This window comes from Lysinibacillus sp. EB271-A1-10B (assembly GCF_058791335.1).
Window position 1 is genome coordinate 256,564 of sequence record NZ_JBYTDL010000002.1, and the last position, 17,641, is coordinate 274,204.

A 17,641-nucleotide genomic window follows, 5' to 3' on the forward strand; every position below is an offset into this window, starting at 1 on the left:
AATCAATTATGCCGAGGCATATTTGATTGGTAAGCTCTACTGCCTATCATGTTGAATAAAGCAAAAAATTTTTATTCCGAATCGTCGCGTGTGCTATAATGACTCAGTAAGCAAGCGTTAGATCCATGAAGTGGCTAACGTATTTGAAAGTGAAATGGAGTAAGGTCTATGAATGCAACATACATTCAAAATTCAATTGCACAATTAAAAACAGAGATTTTCATGGATGTTCGTCATAGAACTTTGCAAAAATACACAGGAGTGCCTGTGCTCGATGAAAATCAATTATTTTACTTGTTAGTTCCCTTTTTGAATGGTGAAGAGTGGCAACAAGAGGAAAGAGAAGCTGCAATCACGGTTGGGATTGTATACGCAGCTTTAGCGGCGCACGATCATATTAAAGAATTAGATGCCACATCAAAAGAACAGCAGCTAACCGTTTTAGCTGGGGACTTTTATAGTGGTCGTTATTATGAGATTTTAGCGAAGTCGGGAAATGTCGCATTGATTAGAAATTTGTCGCAAGGGATTGTGCAACGTTGTGAACACCAAATTAAAGTATATGAGGCAGAAAAACGAACACTCGAACAATGGTATACCTCAATTACTAACATTGAATCGGGATTAATCTCAAAATTTTTTGAGCTATATTCGTTTAGTAACTATATTCCAATTGTGGAGAAGAGCTTATTAATCTTGCGTTTAGAAAGAGAATGGGCGACATATCAACGTGGACAAGTAACGATAATGAGTAGGGTTCTTGAAGAAAGTGCGAGATATGCTGGAGTGACCTATGGCAACGTTATACAGGACAAAATTGTGCAATTAAAAACAGAGCTGTTACAGGTGATAGACGAGGCATCATTTTTACAAGTTGATGTGAAACAAGCTCTACAAGCGCATGTAGAGGCATCCATTGCTTCTACTAATGGATAAGAGAGGTTTTTCGAAATGGCTAAAACGAAAGAAGAGCACGTGCACGAAGTATTTGAAAGTATTTCGCAAAGCTATGACAAAATGAATGGTGTTATTAGCTTCCAGATGCATGTTGGCTGGCGCAATGATACGATGAAGCGTATGGCAGTAAAACCTGGAGCGAAAGCACTGGATGTTTGCTGTGGTACGGCAGATTGGACAATTGCCTTAGCTGAAGCAGTTGGTGAAAGCGGAGAAGTAAAAGGGGTAGACTTCAGTAAAAACATGCTGAAGGTTGGCGAACAAAAAGTAAAGCCATACCCACAAATTGAACTAATACATGGAAATGCTATGGAATTACCTTTCCCAGACAATACATTTGATTATGTAACAATTGGTTTTGGTCTTCGTAATGTACCAGATTATTTACAAGTTTTAAAAGAAATGAATCGTGTTGTAAAACCTGGGGGAATGGTTGTTTGTTTAGAAACATCTCAATCTGAAATTCCCGGCTATCGACAATTATTCCGTTTTTATTTTAAATATATAATGCCGGTATTTGGTAAAATATTTGCGAAAAGCTTTAAAGAATATTCTTGGTTACAGGAATCAGCAAATGATTTCCCAGGTATGAAGAAGTTAGCGGCAATGTTTGAACAGGCAGGTTTAGAAAAAGTAACGTACAAAGCATACAGTGGCGGTGCTGCGGCAATGCATATAGGCTTAAAAAAGGTACGTTAATGGGGGAAGGTTTTCACAAGTGGAAAAGATGAAGTTAAAACTACTCTATTCCGATTTGAAATCAGATATCGAAATCATTGAAAAAGAATTAGAAAGAGCAGTGAACTCTTCTTCAGGTTTAATCAATGATGCTTCTCTCCATTTATTGCAAGCTGGTGGTAAACGGATACGACCAATTTTTGTGTTGCTTGGCGCGAAATTTGGCGACTATAATATCGAAAAGATGAAGGATGTAGCCGTGCCAGTAGAGCTTATTCATATGGCATCACTTGTGCATGATGATGTAATTGATGATTCCAATATGCGAAGAGGACGCCCGACTGTCAAATCACAATGGAATAATAGAGTTGCAATGTACACGGGCGATTTTATTTTTGCGCGTGCACTTGAATATATTACAAAGCTTGAAGACCCATTAGTTCATCAAATTTTAGCACGTACGATGGTGGAAATTTGTAACGGTGAAGTCATTCAAATCGAAGATAAATTTAGACTAGATCAAGGCTTAAAGGATTATTTTAGACGAATCAAACGCAAGACGGCATTACTAATTTCTTCTAGTTGTGAACTTGGTGCAGTAGCAGCAGGTGTCGATCCCAAAACAGTGAGACATTTGAAACGCTTCGGCTATTTTGTAGGCATGAGCTTCCAAATTATCGATGATGTTTTAGACATAATGGCAACAGATAAAGAATTAGGGAAGCCAGCCGGTAGTGATTTATTGCAGGGGAATATTACATTACCGATTCTACTGTTAAAAGATGATCCTGGAATGCAACCTTATTTGGTAAAAGTGTTTGCAGGTACTTTGACAGAGGTAGAACGTCAAAATATGTTGCGCTATGTGCGTAAATCCGACGCGATTGAGCAAGCTAATATAATGAGTGATAAATATTTGAAAAAGGCATTACAGGAAATAGATGCATTACCAAAACATCCCGTCAAGAAAAAATTACGTGATGTTGCTTTATTTATGGGTAAGCGTAAATTCTAGCTTTTTGTTGTACAAAGCCCGATTTTTTGTTAATATTTATCGGTAGGTGTAAAACCTGTTATACGAATTTAAGGAGTGTTTTAAACATGGCAATCGAACAAACTTTTTTAATGGTTAAGCCTGATGGCGTAGAACGTCAAGTAGTAGGAGATATCGTAGATCGTTTTGAGCGTCGCGGTTTTGTATTGAAAGGTGCTAAATTAATGGTAATTCCTACAGAATTAGCAGAAAAGCACTACGCTGAGCATGCTGAGCGTCCATTCTTTGGTGAATTAGTTGATTTCATCACTTCTGGTCCTGTTTTCGCTATGGTATGGGAAGGCGAAAACGTAATTAAGCTTGCTCGTACAATGATGGGAGCAACTAAACCTGAAGAATCTAACCCAGGTACAATCCGTGGTGACTACGCAACAACTGTTTCTCACAACATCATCCACGGTTCTGACTCACTTGCTTCTGCTGAGCGTGAAATCGCTTTATTCTTCGGTGAAGATTTAGTTTAATTTCTTTCAGCGTTTATCTCTGACTTAGTGAGATGACAATTATGCTAAGGCATAGTTGAATTTGCAAATAGATTAAGCAATCTCAATTCAATTTGAGATTGCTTTTTTTATTGCTCTGAAAATGGAGTGCGGTTACTCAATAAATAGAAGCCTATAACAAAAATAGACATATAAAATCAGTGGCGGAAATTTTCTAGATACATATAGAATTGTTAAATACTTCTTAGTCATGTAAAATAAAAGATGTAATATTCTGATAATTATAGTTTTTGAATAGCTTAATAATCAAGAATATATTTCATAGCATCTAAATACATTGGATGATAGGAAATGAGAGAATTGACAGCGCAAAGGGGTTTTTTTATGAGAGAAGTGGTAATTGTATCAGCTGTTCGTACAGCAGTTGGCAGAAGTAAAGGGGCATTAAGCAATGTTCGAGCAGATGACTTAGCGGCAGATGTACTGCAAGAAGTGGTACAACGAGCAGGTATCAATAAGGATCAGGTGGAGGATGTTATTTTTGGCTGTGTGACGCAAACTGCTGAACAGGGAGCAAATATAGCCCGTACGGCCCTATTAATGGCAGGTTTTCCGGAGAGTGTCCCAGGTGTGACAATTGATCGTCAATGTGGATCAAGTCAGCAGGCTGTTCATTTCGCAGCACAGGCTATTTTAGCAGGCGATATGGACATTGTTATTGCTGGTGGAGTTGAAAGCATGACGAGGGTGTCAATGGGTTCTAACATGAAGGGGGCTCACGCGGGTAAACGATTACAAGACAATTATACAATTATTCATCAAGGGTTATCAGCCGAAAAAATAGCGGAAAAATGGAACTTGTCGAAGGAACTGCTCAATAACTTTGCTTACAATAGTCATAGACGAGCATTAGGTGCAATTGAGGCAGGCCATTTTAAAAAGGAAATACTGCCTGTCCAAGTTACGCAAGAAGACAGCACAGTGACAACGTTTTCTGTTGATGAGGGACCACGGCCAGAAACGACAGTTGATAAATTAAATGGACTAAAAACCGTTTTCCAGGAAGATGGTGTGATAACAGCCGGTAATGCAAGTCAAATGAGTGATGGTGCCTCAGCTGTAGTTATTATGTCTTTAGAAAAGGCGCAAGAGCTTGGCATCCGACCGCTTGCTAAAATTTTTACAAGAGTTGTTGTTGGCTCAGATCCGACGTTAATGCTAACTGGTCCAATTGAGGCAACTAGACAAGCGCTAGAACGTTCAGGTCTTACGATCGAGGAAATTGACACGTATGAAGTAAATGAAGCTTTTGCGCCAGTACCACTTGTTTGGCTGCATGAAATTGGAGCAGATCCAAATAAATTAAATCCAGATGGTGGAGCAATTGCTTTAGGGCATCCACTAGGAGCGACGGGCACAAAACTGTTAACAACGATGCTATACAGAATGGAACGAGAAAATTTACATTATGGCTTACTCGCAATTTGTGAAGGCATGGGAATGGCGAACGCTACTATCATTGAAAAAATGTAAAAGGGGTTGTGTTTGATGAATGAAGTAAAAGCAGTTGTAACAGGGGGAGCATCTGGTTTAGGAGAGGCGACTGTTCGTAGAATTGTTGCTAACGGTGGCAAAGCAGTTATTTTTGATCTTAATGACGATCGAGGGCATGCACTAGTAGAGGAGTTAGGGGAGAATGTCCAATATGTACGCGTTGATGTGACAAAAGAAGCTGATGTAGCGGCAGGGCTTGAGCAGGCAGTAGCAACATTGGGCTCCATTAATGTCACAGTGAATTGTGCCGGAATTGCCGATGCAAGTAAAGTACTTTCAAAACGTGGTGTACATGCTCTTGGTTTATTTGAAAAGGTGATTTCTGTCAATTTAATTGGTACGTTCAATGTAATTCGTCTAGCAGCCGAGAAGATGCAACTGAATGAGCAAAACGAGGATGGTCAGCGTGGCGTTATTATTAATACCGCATCTGTTGCGGCTTTTGATGGGCAAATAGGACAAGCAGCATATAGTGCCTCAAAGGGTGGTGTGGCAGCGATGACGTTGCCGATTGCTCGAGAGCTTGCTGAAATCGGTGTACGTGTCATGACGATTGCTCCAGGATTAATAGAAACACCAATGTTTGCGTCGTTGCCAGAGCCAGCAAGAACAGCACTTGCTCAAATGACGCCTTTCCCTAAACGACTTGGAAAACCAACAGAATATGCGTTGCTGGTCGAAAGTATTATCCAAAATGGTTTGTTAAATGGTGAAGTCATCCGCTTGGACGGCGCGATTCGTTTGCAGCCAAGGTAATGGTATCTCGAAGGTGCTTGCCTCAAATTCAATAAGCTAGACTGTTCATAGAGTGAAGGGTATGAGCAAAAGCTCCTGTAATTACGCATTTGTGAACCTCATAAGTGAAAAGGAGCTTGTCTGCGATTAGTGAGGGGGAAATTAACTTATTTTATATGGTTCATCAACAAAAATTGTAATGACTTTTGTTAAAACGTCTACTATGTAAATAAGTTGATTGGAGTGGAGGCTGGGCGACTCCTTGGGGATTAGCGATAGGGGAACGAAGGCTAAGAGCATCACATCCTGTGATAACGCCTTCGTGACCGACGTCGTGTTGGCCCGAGACCCTGGAGCGAGCAGAGCGAGTGAAGCGGCTCATCGGACGCCCCCCAGGAAAGCGCCCCGCCGGAACGGAAATCAACCACACGATATGGTAATGATCCTTTTATATGTAATTATTGGTAGCAGCAGAAGCCTTGGACGATTCAAAAATTATATAAACAAAGGGGAGCGTTGTTATGCATATGATGGATACACCTTTATTATTAACAAGTTTTTTGGATCGAGCAGAACGATTTTTCCATGCGAAAAAAATATATTCGCGGACAAGCACTACAACAATTCATGAGTTTACTTATAAAGAATATGTAAAACGAACTCGTAAACTAGCAGATGCCCTTACAAAGCTGGGAATGGAAAGAGGGATGAAGGTAGGTACCTTCGCTTGGAATCACCACCGCCATTTAGAAGCATATTTTGCAGTGCCATGCGCAGGAGCTGTATTGCATATGATTAATATTCGATTAGCGCCTGAGCATATTGCTTATGTTATTAATCACGCAGAAGATGAAATATTACTAATTGATGATAACTTAGTTCCACTTATTGCACCAATTGTCTCACAGCTTAAAACAGTCAAGCACTTTGTCGTAATGGGAGATGATATCGTGCTAGAAAATATCCCACTACCGAATGCTCTGTCTTATGAGGCATTAGTCGATGAGGCGAATGAAGACTTTAAATTCCTAGATGATTTAGATGAAAATACACCTGCTGGTATGTGTTATACAAGCGCAACTACAGGAATGCCAAAGGGTGTTGTGTATACTCATCGTAGTATTGTCCTCCATACTATGGCAGCAGGACTTTCTGATAGTATAGCTATCAGCGAGACAGACGTTGTATTACCTGTTGTACCAATGTTCCATGCGAATGCGTGGGGATTTCCGTTTGCTGGTGTATTATTTGGAGCCACACAGGTGCTCCCTGGGCCAATGTTTACACCACAGCTATTACTTGATTTATTTGAAACATATAAGGTAACGCTGACTGCAGGAGTACCTACGATTTGGCTTGGGCTATTACAGGAGCAACGTAAAAATCCTCGTGATTTGTCTTCAATACGGTTGATTGTTTGTGGTGGTTCAGCGTCGCCGAACGGTCTAGTTCGTGGTTTTGAGGAGGAGCTTAAAATTCCTTATATGACGGGCTACGGTATGACCGAGACATCGCCGCTTGTTAGTATATCGACGTATTTAACTCATATGCAAGATTATACGTTGGATGAAAAAATAGATGTTCGCACTACGCAGGGAATAACAGTGCCACTCATTGAAACACGTGTAGTCAATGAAAACGGTGAAGTACCCTGGGATGGCAAAACAATGGGTGAATTGACAATTAGGGGTCCATGGATTGCTGCTGAGTATTATAACGATGAACGAACAAATGAAGCCTTTAAAGATGGTTGGCTTTACACGGGTGATATTGCGGTAGTGACAGTGGATGGTTATATTAAAATTACAGATCGTACGAAAGATTTAATAAAAAGTGGTGGCGAATGGATTTCTTCGGTAGACCTAGAAAATGCCTTGATGTCACATCCTAAAGTGTTGGAGGCAGCTGTTATAGCTATTCCTCACGAAAAATGGATAGAACGACCTCTAGCGTGTGTTGTACCGAAGCCTGAATGTAAAGATTCTATTACGAAATCAGAGCTACTAGAAGATTTACAATCGCAATTCCATAAAACATGGATTCCTGATGATGTTGTATTTTTAAATGAGATACCTAAAACTTCTGTAGGGAAGTTCATGAAGGTAAAATTGCGAGAAGATTTAAAGGATTATCGTGTAGAGGTTTAGGAGCCTAAAAAAATGAAGGTGGTGACTGACTACCTTCATTTTTTTATTTGAAATATAGGAACATCTCCATAGCGTGGGGTGTGGAAAAAGTATTGGGAATCATGCCCCTGACATGCTAGTGGAAATCATCAATCAAAAATTAGGTTACACAAAGCTAACTATATGGAAAGTAAATACGATAACCTTTAGAGCCAGTCAGTATAGTCATGTGACGGGTCGTTATGAAAAGAAAAAACTACATCAACGTTGGAGTCAAATTGGAAGTCATCTCGTACAACGAGATTTATATAGTGCGTTTTTACTGATGAATAGTGATACAAGTTTACAAAATACTAATCAAGACTTATGCAATTAAACGTTTACTACCTTTTTAGAGTTACACAATCAACATATAGAAGACTTGAAACAAGTAAAGAAAACATTCCCTCTTAGCATGGATATGGGTATCAAACAAATAAAGTGAAGAGTATTCCCCCGCAGGTAGAGCTACCTACTTTCGTTAAAACTCATTGCCAACACAACTTCGGTTGTGTAGATTAGAAAGTTTTATGGAACAGAAGATAAATCAAAGATGTTGTACACAGGACATGGCAACACCATCTGTGGAGAGCTTTGTAACGCTTCTCTTAAGTATATAAGAACCCCGCTGCTTTAGCTGTGGGAGTAGTCAGAAATGAGTTATTCAAGAACATGATACAAATAATGGAATATTTTTTCTGAAATAGTGAAAGAATGAAAAGAAAAGTGAAACTATTTTTTCCATTTTACCGTATAATCATTATTAATGAGAGGATGTGGACGTATTGTCAATTGCAATAGTTGCTATTATTGGTGGAGTAGTTATTAGTTTAGCAGGGATTTTTACTGATGCTCATACAAGAAAGGAAAAAATTAGATTAAAGGCTATTGAGAAAGAAACGGAGTTAGAAAAGCTTCGATTAGAAACGTATACGATGGAAACAGAAAAATTACGTCTAGAATTAGAGCAATCCAAAGTGTTATTATTAGAGGAAAAACAAAACTCAACTAAGTAACTTGGATTACATGTGAAAGAGTATTTCAGGAATGGCACTTTTCCGCTATAATGGAAATACGACGCTAGAGGGGAAGAAGACCGCATGTCTGATTATGAACAGTTTATAGAAGGTATAAAGCGCAAAACAGGAATAGATTTAGCGCTATATAAAGAAGCGCAAATGAAAAGACGATTAACATCTCTGTATGAGAAAAAAGGATATCGTAATTTTGTGGACTTTCTAAAGGCACTTGAACAAGATCGTGATTTAATGAATGAGTTTTTAGATCGCATGACGATCAATGTTTCCGAATTTTATCGTAATGGGAAGCGTTGGGAAGTGTTACAGAAAAAAATATTTCCGAAATTACTGCAATCTAATAAGCGTTTAAAAATTTGGAGTGCTGCTTGTTCAACAGGTGAAGAACCTTATTCTTTAGTTATGGTATTATCTCAGCTAGTGCCATTATCTCAAATTCAAATTGTTGCTACTGATTTAGATGAGAATGTCATTCAAAAGGCGAAATTAGGTGTGTATCCAGAGCGCTCATTAGCAGAAGTGCCGAGTGATATTAAAGCTAAGTATTTTGAGCAAGAAGGTTCCTTTTATAGGGTCAAGGATGAGATTAAACGTTGTGTGACGTTTAAGAAGCAGAATCTACTAAATGACAATTACGATTCTAATTATGATTTAATTGTTTGCCGCAATGTGATGATTTATTTTACTGAAGAAGCGAAGGATCAGATTTATACGAATTTTAGTAAAGCATTGCGCAAGGATGGGGTTTTATTTGTTGGATCTACTGAGCAAATTTTTAACCCATCTCGTTATGAGTTTGAAGTCGAGGATACATTCTTCTATAGAAGGACCTAGTAAATAATATGAGAAAAGCATTCGTACAAAAAGGCAGTATAAATGGCATGTACATATTTTTAAAAAGCTTTAGACATAGATGAATCGTACGCTTTTCGCTTTGCCATAAGCAAAAAGCGTATTTTTTATTAGTTATCGTAAAAGCATGGTTGGTGAAGATTAATGATTAGTGGAGATTTTTCTATGTACATCATTCAGAATATTCTAATTTAAAAACGGATAAAGTTGCTGGGTAATTCGGAATTTGCAAACAATTGAAACGAGTCTTGAAAGACATTTGCAAAAGGACTGTTTTTTTAGAGAATATATGTTATAGTGAAAAATACATACTTTAGCGAGTTGAAGGGAGAAAGTGTTTATGCGTTACTTAACAGCGGGAGAGTCACATGGCCCCCAATTAACAACAATTATTGAAGGTTTACCATCGCTCTTACCAATTACAGCAGAAAAAATTAACCACGATTTAAAGCGTCGTCAAGGAGGACATGGGCGAGGTCGCCGTATGCAAATCGAAACGGATACAGTAGATATTGTTGCTGGTGTTCGTCATGGACAAACACTTGGTTCTCCCGTAGCGCTAGTAGTCACAAATGATGACTGGAAGCACTGGACAAAAATTATGGGAGCAGAACCATTAGCAGAAGATGTGAATCCTGAAGATATTAAACGTCAAATTTCACGTCCTCGTCCAGGACATGCAGATCTAGTAGGGGGCATGAAATATGGACACCGTGATTTACGTAATGTGTTAGAGCGTTCTTCAGCGCGTGAGACAACAGTTCGTGTAGCTGTAGGTTCTGTTGCAAAAGCGCTTTTAAATGAATTAGGTATTTCCATAGTGGCACATGTAACAGAAATCATTGGTATTAAAGCAGACACTTCCTTAGTAGAAGGAAAATCAGTAGATGAAATTCGTGCCATTGTTGAAGCTGATCCTTGCTATTGTGTTGACCCAGAGGCTTCCGCAAAAATGGTGGCAGCAATCGATGAAGCGAAAAAAGCAGGAGACTCAATTGGTGGTGTTGTTGAAGTCATTGTAGAAGGAATGCCAGCCGGTGTTGGTTCTTATGTTCATTATGACCGAAAGCTAGATTCGAAATTAGCAGCTGCCATGTTATCTATCAATGCATTTAAAGGTGTTGAATTTGGAATCGGATTTGAAATGGCACGCCGTAAAGGCTCTGAAGTCCATGATGAAATTATTTGGTCAGAGGAAGAAGGCTATACACGTGCAACGAATCGACTTGGCGGCTTAGAAGGTGGAATGTCTACTGGAATGCCAATTGTTGTACGTGGTGTAATGAAGCCAATTCCTACATTATATAAACCGTTACAAAGTGTTGATATTGAAACGAAAGAGCCATTTAAAGCTAGTGTAGAACGCTCTGATAGCTGTGCAGTACCAGCAGCATCAGTTGTTGCTGAGCATGTTATTGCCTGGGAAATAGCGAATGCAATTGTAGAACAATTCCATAGCGATCAATTACCTCAACTAAAAGCTCAAATCGACGAACACCGTCGATCTACAAAGGGGTTCTAATTTATGCGAGTACCAGTAGCGACGAAGTCACATCAATATGAGGTTGTCATTGGTCATAATTTTTTGGCAGAAGCAGTAAAAGAATTCGATGATCAGCTTCAAAAAGCCGATAAACTCATCGTTTTTACGGATGCTAATGTGTGGGCAGCGCAAGGAGATTATTTCAAGGCTAATTTCCCTTATCATTTTGAGGTCTTTGTCTTACCAGGTGGTGAGGCATGTAAAACCTTCGAACAATACTTTGCGGCACAAACGTTTTTACTTGAACAAAAATGCTCACGTAAATCATTTGTTTTTGCATTTGGTGGGGGTGCTGTAGGTGATTTAACAGGCTTTGTTGCTGCCACATATATGCGAGGGGTGCCGTTTATTCAAATTCCAACAACGATTTTAGCACATGACTCAGCGGTAGGCGGTAAGACAGCTATTAACCATCCACTAGGTAAGAATATGATTGGGGCGTTTTATCAACCTGAGGGAGTCATTTACGATACTATATTTATCGACAGCTTACCTGAGCGTGAAGTACGTTCAGGAACAGCTGAAGTGATCAAGCATGCGATGATTTCGAATGCAGCGTGGTTAGCGGAATTAATGGCTGTAGAGACGGTTATTCATTTCAGCACAGAAGAATTAGCGAAGCAGCTTAGAAAAGGAATTGAAGTAAAAGCGCAAATAGTAGCAGAGGACGAAACCGAGCAATCCGTGCGGAAATTTTTAAACTTAGGTCATACTTATGGTCATGCCATTGAAGCGGCCGCTGGTTATGGAAAAGTAGCGCATGGCGAGGCTGTAATGATTGGACTCGTGTATTGTTTATTATTAAGTGAAAGATACGGAAAATTAGACCGTAACTTCACTACAGCATTTTTACATTTTGCAGTGAAGAATGGCTATCCATTTGAATCTGTGAAAATGTATACTTTTGATCAGTTAACAGAGTATTTAATGAAAGATAAAAAAGCGGAGTATGGTATTTTACAATTTGTATTATTGGATGAAATCGGTAAACCTTTCGTGCAACCAATTGATTTAGCAGAATGCAGAGAAGTAGACACCGAATTCCGACAGCTATTAGCGGAGGTGCTTGTATGATTCGTGGACTTAGAGGAGCAATTACAATTGAATCTGACAGGCCAGAGCTTGTATGGGATGAGACAGCAAGATTAGTGCGTGAAGTAGTAACAGCAAATAACGTGGAAATCGATGATATTGCTTCCATACTTATTTCCACAACACCTGATATTACGTCAGCATTTCCTGCACGTGCTGTACGGTTAATGGACGGATGGCAATATGTACCTGTCATGTGTACGCATGAAATGGCCGTGCCAAACGCACTGCCACTTTGTATTCGTGTATTAATACATGCGAATGTAGAAGTGGCACAAAAAGATGTAAAACACTTGTATCTCAATGATGCAGTGAAATTAAGACCAGATTTAGCCCAAGCTAAATAATTAGAGGAGATGTTTAAGATGAAATGGAAACAACAACTGGACGGTATGCAAGCATATAAGCCTGGTAAACCAATTGAAGAAGTACAACGAGAATATGGCTTACAAGAAGTCGTAAAATTAGCATCTAACGAAAACCCATTTGGGTGCTCACCTAAGGTAACTGCTTATTTACAAAATAATTCAGTAAATCATGCTATCTATCCAGACGGCTATGCGCAAAATTTACGTACAGCTGTTGCAAATAATCTAGGTGTCAAAGAAACACAGCTTCTTTTTGGTAACGGCTCCGACGATATCATTGCGATTATTACTCGTGCATTGTTGTATCCAGGTGTAAACACAGTGATGGCAGACCCATCTTTCTCTCAATACTGGCATAATGCTGCAATAGAAGGTGCGGAGGTACGTAAAATTCCTTGTATCGAAGGTACACATGACCTAGCAGCAATGATAGCAGCAATTGATGAAAACACATCGGTCGTTTGGGTTTGTAGTCCAAATAATCCAACAGGTGTTGTGATACCAGATGTTGAATTACGAGCATTTTTAGCTAAAGTACCAAGTGATGTGCTAGTAGTATTAGATGAAGCTTACATCGAATACGTAACACATCCTGGTCACAAAGATACTCTACCTATTATTGACGAGTTTCCAAATGTACTATTGTTGCGTACATTCTCAAAAGCATATGGTCTTGCTTCTTTCCGAGTTGGTTATGCAATTGGGCAACCAGACGTGATTGCTAAACTAGATCCCGTAAGGTCGCCATTTAATAATACAATTCTAAGTCAAGCGGTTGCGACAATCGCTTTAAGTGATCAAGATTTTATAAAGGCTTGCCGAGAAGCAAATGAAAAAGGTAAAAAACAATATATTGATTTTTGTGAAAAGCATAATTTGCAATACTTCCCGTCTGATACGAACTTTATTTTCTTTAATACGAATGCCGATAGTGATGTTGTTTTCAATGAGCTAATGAAACGAGGCTTTATCATCCGTAGTGGAAATGCATTAGGATTACCTGGGTTTATCCGCGTGACAATCGGAACAGAGGCTCAAAATGAAGCGTTGCTAGGTCACCTTGAAAACGTCTTAAAAGAGCAAGGAGTTTTTGCATGACGACACGTAAAGTGCTCGTTATTGGGCTAGGCCTCATTGGAGGCTCAATTGCCTTAGCGTTACAAAAGGCACCCGAAACAAAAATTATTGGCTATGATATGGATGAGAAAACACGTGAACATGCGAAAACGTTAAATATTGTGCATGATATTGTGACAGATCCAAAAGAAGTGGTGGACGACGTAGATGTTATCATTTTTGGAACTCCCGTTAACGCAACTCTTGAATGGATGGAACAATTAAAAACATGGCCGTTGAAAAATAAAGTAATCGTAACAGATACAGGTAGTACAAAAAAGAGGATTATGCAAAAGGCTGGGGAACTACGTGAGTTAGGCATTACCTTTATTGGAGGACATCCAATGGCAGGCTCACATAAAAGCGGTGTTTTAGCTGCAAAGGCTCACCTTTTTGAAAATGCGTATTATATGCTAACACCACTTGCTGGTGAAGAAATTGTCCATATGGCACAGCTTGAAAGTTTATTAAAGTTTACACATGCAAAGGTTGTAAGTGTATCTGCTCGTGAGCATGATCATATGACAGCTGTAGTTAGTCACTTCCCGCATGTAATTGCTGCTTCTCTTGTGCACCAGTTGGGCGGAGAAAATGGTGAGTATCCGATGACACGTTCACTTGCTGCAGGGGGCTTCCGTGATGTAACGCGTATTGCGTCATCCAATCCGATTTTATGGCGAGATATTACATTGCAAAATCGAGATGAGCTAATTGCACAGCTAGATGGCTGGGAAAAGGAAATGAGTCGTGTTAAGGAGCTCCTGTTAAATGGTAGCTCGGAGGACATTGAAAAATACTTTGCAGTTGCCAAAGAGCTAAGAGATGAATTACCGATTAGTGCTGGAGCAATGTTTACATCATTTGACTTATATGTTGATGTTCCTGACTATCCGGGTGTTATTTCTGAGGTGATAGGCATACTTGCAGATGAAGCGATTAGTATTACGAATTTACGTATCGTAGAGTCACGAGAGGACGTGTTCGGAATCCTTGTTATTAGCTTACAAAGCGAAAGTGACCGTGAACGAGCAGCAGCGTGTATACAAAAGCGTGCTAAATATGAAACATATATTTCATAGGCAGACTAGAAAAGCTTAATAAGAAATACATTTTTTAAAGAAAGCGTCGAAATTACGGCGCTTTCTATCTTCATATTGGGGGGAAGAAAACGATGAGTGAAAAAGTATTACAATATGATAAACCTTCCTTACAAGGGACTTTAACGATTCCAGGTGATAAATCTGTTTCTCACCGTTCCGTTATGTTTGGAGCGATTGCAACGGGTAAAACGACAGTGGATGGCTTTTTATTAGGGGAGGATTGTTTGAGTACAATTGATTGCTTCCGAAAGCTTGGTGTGAAGATTGACGTGGAAGGAACAAATGTATCTATCGACAGTCCAGGTATAGAGGGGTGGCAAGAGCCCACTGAGGTACTATACACAGGAAACTCTGGTACGACGACGCGTTTGATGCTAGGGATTCTAGCCGGATCTAATGTCCACTCAGTAATGACAGGAGATGCGTCCATTGGAAAACGACCGATGCGCCGTGTTATTGATCCGTTACGTCAAATGGGTGCACACATTACTGGAAGGGCAGATGGACAATATACACCATTAGCCATTCAAGGTACAACATTACAAGCTATTGATTACCACATGCCTGTTGCGAGTGCTCAGGTGAAGTCAGCTATTTTACTTGCGGGTTTACGTGCTGAAGGTACTACAATTGTGCGAGAAACGGAAGTATCTCGAGATCATACTGAGAGAATGCTACGTCAATTTGGTGCACGGGTTGACGAGGTGGATGGTGTTATTGCATTACAAGGAGGGCAAACTCTAACGGGGACGCATGTTTCTGTACCAGGTGATATTTCATCAGCAGCATTTTTCTTAGTAGCAGGAGCTATTTGTGAAGGTAGTAAAATAACGCTGGAAAATGTCGGAATTAATCCAACGCGAGATGGTATCATCGAAGTACTTCATAATATGGGCGCATCGATAACGGTTATGCCGAATGAAGATAGCCAATCAGAGCCGACAGCAACAATTACAATAGAAACGTCAGCATTAAAAGGAACTACAATTGAAGGAGATATTATTCCTCGTCTTATCGATGAAATCCCGATTCTTGCTTTATTAGCAACGCAGGCAAATGGCAAAACGATTATTAAGGATGCCGAGGAGTTAAAAGTGAAGGAAACAGATCGGATAACGGCTGTAGTGGATGAATTGAAAAAACTAGGTGCTTCTATTGAAGCGACTGAGGATGGAATGATTATTGAAGGACCAACTCCATTACGTGGTGTTCACTTAAAAACTTACGGTGATCATCGTATAGGCATGATGGGCGCTGTTGCTGCATTAATAACAGACGGTACTATAACTTTAGATGATGCAGAATGTATTGCGGTTTCTTATCCATCGTTTTTCGAGCACATAGAGGAAGTAAAGTAAAGTCTATCTTTATTCAGCAGAATACTCCTACCTCTGACTGTGGAGAGATGATTGCGGTTGAGGTTTCTTTTTAGTGGATGTACCAAACGCCTACTGAAATGTAGGAACTCACTCTTAAGCATGCCATGTTCTGTGCCAATACCGAAATGGCCGACATCGTGTCGGCCATCGTGTGCAGACCTGGGCACAATTCAAAATCCGGACTAAATTGCGCCAAGGCGAAATTAATCCTGACTCTCCAAGTCTTTTGGGGAGTTTTTTCTTGTTTCGAAAGAAAATGTTTTGTAGCATAAAGATATAAATGAAAGAATAGGTGAATGACTGTGAACAATGCGATGACTGAAATGATGCAAGCACTTGAACAAGGAGACTTAGCATTAATTGAACAGCTACTTGAATCATTTTTAACGAAGGAGCTACCTGAGGAAATTTATACGCTAGCAGAAATGTTTATGCAGTATGGGTATATGAAGGAAGCTGACCGTGTACTGGAGCATTTACAATTTTTATTCCCAGAAGAGGCACAGTTGAAAATTGATCGTGCAAACGTCTTAATGGAACTTGGCGCTGAAGATGAAGCGCTAGATTTTTTATTAGAAATAGAGGAGACATCTCCAGAATATCCCCAAGCATTATTAGTATTAGCGGATTATTATCAAATGCAAGGGTTATTCGAAGTAGCGGAAATGCGTATTAATGAGGCCCTATCTATATTACCAGACGAGCCATTATTACAATTTGCTAAAGCGGAGCTTTTATTTGAAACGGGTCGTTTTTTAGAGGCTGCGAGACTATATGAAGAATTATATGAACAACAAGTTGAATTTGCAGGGATAAGTCTTGTTGAAAGACTTGCTGAGGTGTATCGTGCTGGAGCTGCCTATGAAACGGCTTTAGATTACTATTTAAAAGCACTTGACGATGAAATAAAGCCAGATGTTTTATTTGGTGCTGCATATTCGGCCTTTCAATCACAAAAATATGAGATGGCCATTAAACAATTAGAAGAATTAAAAGAATTAGACCCTGATTATTTTTCTGCCTATTTATTGCTTGCTGAAAGCTATGCCATGACGGAGGACAATAAAAAAGCTTATGCTGCCATTCTAGAAGGATTAAAGCGTGATGAATATGATAAGTCCTTATATTTATTTGCAGGTAAAATGGCTTTAAAAACTGGTTTGCCAGATGAGGGTGAACAGCATCTACGTGAAGCTATTGCCTTAGATCCTGAATACATGGAGGCAGTATTGGCATTAATCTCTGTGTTGGCACAGCAAGAGCGTCATGAGGATGTAATAGAATTATTTGAAGAGTTGCAAAAAAATGATTTTGAATGGAGCACATTATACCCATTTGCTGCGGTTGCATATGAAAATTTAGAATTGTACGACCGTGCATACGAATTTTACCGTTTGGCATATAATGATTTTAAGGAAGACGCAGCATTTTTAGAAAAATATGTTTATTTCCTATTAGAAGAAGGAAAGCGTTCAGAAGCAAAAGAAGCACTTAGCCAATTAATAACTATTCAACCTGGTGAACTAGAGTGGCAAGAGAAGTTAGAAACCTTAGAATTTGAGTAAAGG

General features: G+C 39.4%; 17 protein-coding genes. All 17 read left to right on the plus strand.

Translation table 11 applies throughout. The features are described from left to right. The first annotated feature begins 168 nt into the window (after positions 1 to 168). The 17 genes from AC3WSK_RS04345 (at position 169) to AC3WSK_RS04425 (ending at position 17,638) form a co-directional block, all read left to right on the plus strand. On the plus strand, positions 169 to 936 hold the full coding sequence (locus AC3WSK_RS04345; RefSeq protein ID WP_492412639.1) for a heptaprenyl diphosphate synthase component 1: 768 nt from the start codon (positions 169 to 171) through the stop codon (positions 934 to 936). A gap of 15 nt (positions 937 to 951) precedes the next feature. Continuing rightward, on the plus strand, positions 952 to 1,656 hold the full coding sequence (locus AC3WSK_RS04350; RefSeq protein ID WP_079559910.1) for a demethylmenaquinone methyltransferase: 705 nt from the start codon (positions 952 to 954) through the stop codon (positions 1,654 to 1,656). A 19-nt stretch (positions 1,657 to 1,675) separates the two neighbouring features. Further along, complete coding sequence (gene hepT, locus AC3WSK_RS04355; RefSeq protein WP_079559911.1) at positions 1,676 to 2,650, plus strand: heptaprenyl diphosphate synthase component II; 975 nt, start codon at positions 1,676 to 1,678, stop codon at positions 2,648 to 2,650. An 86-nt stretch (positions 2,651 to 2,736) separates the two neighbouring features. After that, positions 2,737 to 3,153 carry a nucleoside-diphosphate kinase gene (gene ndk / locus AC3WSK_RS04360; protein ID WP_079559912.1) on the plus strand — a complete coding sequence of 139 codons (417 nt, stop codon included), beginning with the start codon at positions 2,737 to 2,739 and terminating at the stop codon, positions 3,151 to 3,153. 363 nt (positions 3,154 to 3,516) lie between these two features. After that, positions 3,517 to 4,665: a thiolase family protein gene (locus AC3WSK_RS04365; RefSeq protein ID WP_492412642.1), complete on the plus strand. Its 1,149-nt coding sequence runs from the start codon at positions 3,517 to 3,519 to the stop codon at positions 4,663 to 4,665. 15 nt (positions 4,666 to 4,680) lie between these two features. Beyond that, complete coding sequence (locus tag AC3WSK_RS04370; protein WP_079559914.1) at positions 4,681 to 5,442, plus strand: 3-hydroxyacyl-CoA dehydrogenase; 762 nt, start codon at positions 4,681 to 4,683, stop codon at positions 5,440 to 5,442. A gap of 500 nt (positions 5,443 to 5,942) precedes the next feature. Then, positions 5,943 to 7,568: a long-chain fatty acid--CoA ligase gene (locus tag AC3WSK_RS04375; protein WP_079559915.1), complete on the plus strand. Its 1,626-nt coding sequence runs from the start codon at positions 5,943 to 5,945 to the stop codon at positions 7,566 to 7,568. A 73-nt stretch (positions 7,569 to 7,641) separates the two neighbouring features. Further along, positions 7,642 to 7,923 (plus strand): hypothetical protein, encoded by a 282-nt coding sequence (locus AC3WSK_RS04380; RefSeq protein WP_492412645.1) that lies wholly within the window; start codon positions 7,642 to 7,644, stop codon positions 7,921 to 7,923. Positions 7,924 to 8,371: 448 nt separating this feature from the next. Beyond that, the gene (locus AC3WSK_RS04385; protein WP_079559916.1) at positions 8,372 to 8,602 is read left to right on the plus strand and encodes a hypothetical protein; all 231 of its coding nucleotides are present in this window, start codon (positions 8,372 to 8,374) and stop codon (positions 8,600 to 8,602) included. Positions 8,603 to 8,686: 84 nt separating this feature from the next. Further along, positions 8,687 to 9,457 carry a CheR family methyltransferase gene (locus tag AC3WSK_RS04390; protein WP_079559917.1) on the plus strand — a complete coding sequence of 257 codons (771 nt, stop codon included), beginning with the start codon at positions 8,687 to 8,689 and terminating at the stop codon, positions 9,455 to 9,457. Positions 9,458 to 9,815: 358 nt separating this feature from the next. Next, positions 9,816 to 10,997: a chorismate synthase gene (aroC, locus tag AC3WSK_RS04395; RefSeq protein ID WP_427482851.1), complete on the plus strand. Its 1,182-nt coding sequence runs from the start codon at positions 9,816 to 9,818 to the stop codon at positions 10,995 to 10,997. A 3-nt stretch (positions 10,998 to 11,000) separates the two neighbouring features. Further along, on the plus strand, positions 11,001 to 12,092 hold the full coding sequence (gene aroB, locus AC3WSK_RS04400; protein ID WP_492412648.1) for a 3-dehydroquinate synthase: 1,092 nt from the start codon (positions 11,001 to 11,003) through the stop codon (positions 12,090 to 12,092). After that, positions 12,089 to 12,457, plus strand: coding sequence for a chorismate mutase (aroH, locus tag AC3WSK_RS04405; RefSeq protein ID WP_492412650.1), 369 nt, complete (start codon positions 12,089 to 12,091; stop codon positions 12,455 to 12,457). The genes aroB and aroH overlap by 4 nt, the downstream gene beginning before the upstream one ends. A gap of 18 nt (positions 12,458 to 12,475) precedes the next feature. Beyond that, positions 12,476 to 13,576 carry a histidinol-phosphate transaminase gene (gene hisC, locus AC3WSK_RS04410; protein ID WP_492412652.1) on the plus strand — a complete coding sequence of 367 codons (1,101 nt, stop codon included), beginning with the start codon at positions 12,476 to 12,478 and terminating at the stop codon, positions 13,574 to 13,576. Then, positions 13,573 to 14,673 carry a prephenate dehydrogenase gene (locus AC3WSK_RS04415; RefSeq protein WP_079559922.1) on the plus strand — a complete coding sequence of 367 codons (1,101 nt, stop codon included), beginning with the start codon at positions 13,573 to 13,575 and terminating at the stop codon, positions 14,671 to 14,673. The genes hisC and AC3WSK_RS04415 overlap by 4 nt, the downstream gene beginning before the upstream one ends. A gap of 92 nt (positions 14,674 to 14,765) precedes the next feature. Then, positions 14,766 to 16,052: a 3-phosphoshikimate 1-carboxyvinyltransferase gene (aroA, locus tag AC3WSK_RS04420; RefSeq protein ID WP_492412655.1), complete on the plus strand. Its 1,287-nt coding sequence runs from the start codon at positions 14,766 to 14,768 to the stop codon at positions 16,050 to 16,052. A 317-nt stretch (positions 16,053 to 16,369) separates the two neighbouring features. Next, on the plus strand, positions 16,370 to 17,638 hold the full coding sequence (locus AC3WSK_RS04425; protein WP_492412657.1) for a tetratricopeptide repeat protein: 1,269 nt from the start codon (positions 16,370 to 16,372) through the stop codon (positions 17,636 to 17,638). Positions 17,639 to 17,641 lie beyond the last annotated feature (3 nt).

Coding starts and splice junctions, on each gene's coding strand:
- AC3WSK_RS04345 (WP_492412639.1), top strand. CDS start 169: ATGAATGCAACATACATTCAAAATTCAATTGCACAATTAAAAACAGAG.
- AC3WSK_RS04350 (WP_079559910.1), top strand. CDS start 952: ATGGCTAAAACGAAAGAAGAGCACGTGCACGAAGTATTTGAAAGTATT.
- ndk (WP_079559912.1), top strand. CDS start 2,737: ATGGCAATCGAACAAACTTTTTTAATGGTTAAGCCTGATGGCGTAGAA.
- AC3WSK_RS04365 (WP_492412642.1), top strand. CDS start 3,517: ATGAGAGAAGTGGTAATTGTATCAGCTGTTCGTACAGCAGTTGGCAGA.
- AC3WSK_RS04370 (WP_079559914.1), top strand. CDS start 4,681: ATGAATGAAGTAAAAGCAGTTGTAACAGGGGGAGCATCTGGTTTAGGA.
- AC3WSK_RS04375 (WP_079559915.1), top strand. CDS start 5,943: ATGCATATGATGGATACACCTTTATTATTAACAAGTTTTTTGGATCGA.
- AC3WSK_RS04390 (WP_079559917.1), top strand. CDS start 8,687: ATGTCTGATTATGAACAGTTTATAGAAGGTATAAAGCGCAAAACAGGA.
- aroC (WP_427482851.1), top strand. CDS start 9,816: ATGCGTTACTTAACAGCGGGAGAGTCACATGGCCCCCAATTAACAACA.
- aroB (WP_492412648.1), top strand. CDS start 11,001: ATGCGAGTACCAGTAGCGACGAAGTCACATCAATATGAGGTTGTCATT.
- aroH (WP_492412650.1), top strand. CDS start 12,089: ATGATTCGTGGACTTAGAGGAGCAATTACAATTGAATCTGACAGGCCA.
- hisC (WP_492412652.1), top strand. CDS start 12,476: ATGAAATGGAAACAACAACTGGACGGTATGCAAGCATATAAGCCTGGT.
- AC3WSK_RS04415 (WP_079559922.1), top strand. CDS start 13,573: ATGACGACACGTAAAGTGCTCGTTATTGGGCTAGGCCTCATTGGAGGC.
- aroA (WP_492412655.1), top strand. CDS start 14,766: ATGAGTGAAAAAGTATTACAATATGATAAACCTTCCTTACAAGGGACT.
- AC3WSK_RS04425 (WP_492412657.1), top strand. CDS start 16,370: ATGACTGTGAACAATGCGATGACTGAAATGATGCAAGCACTTGAACAA.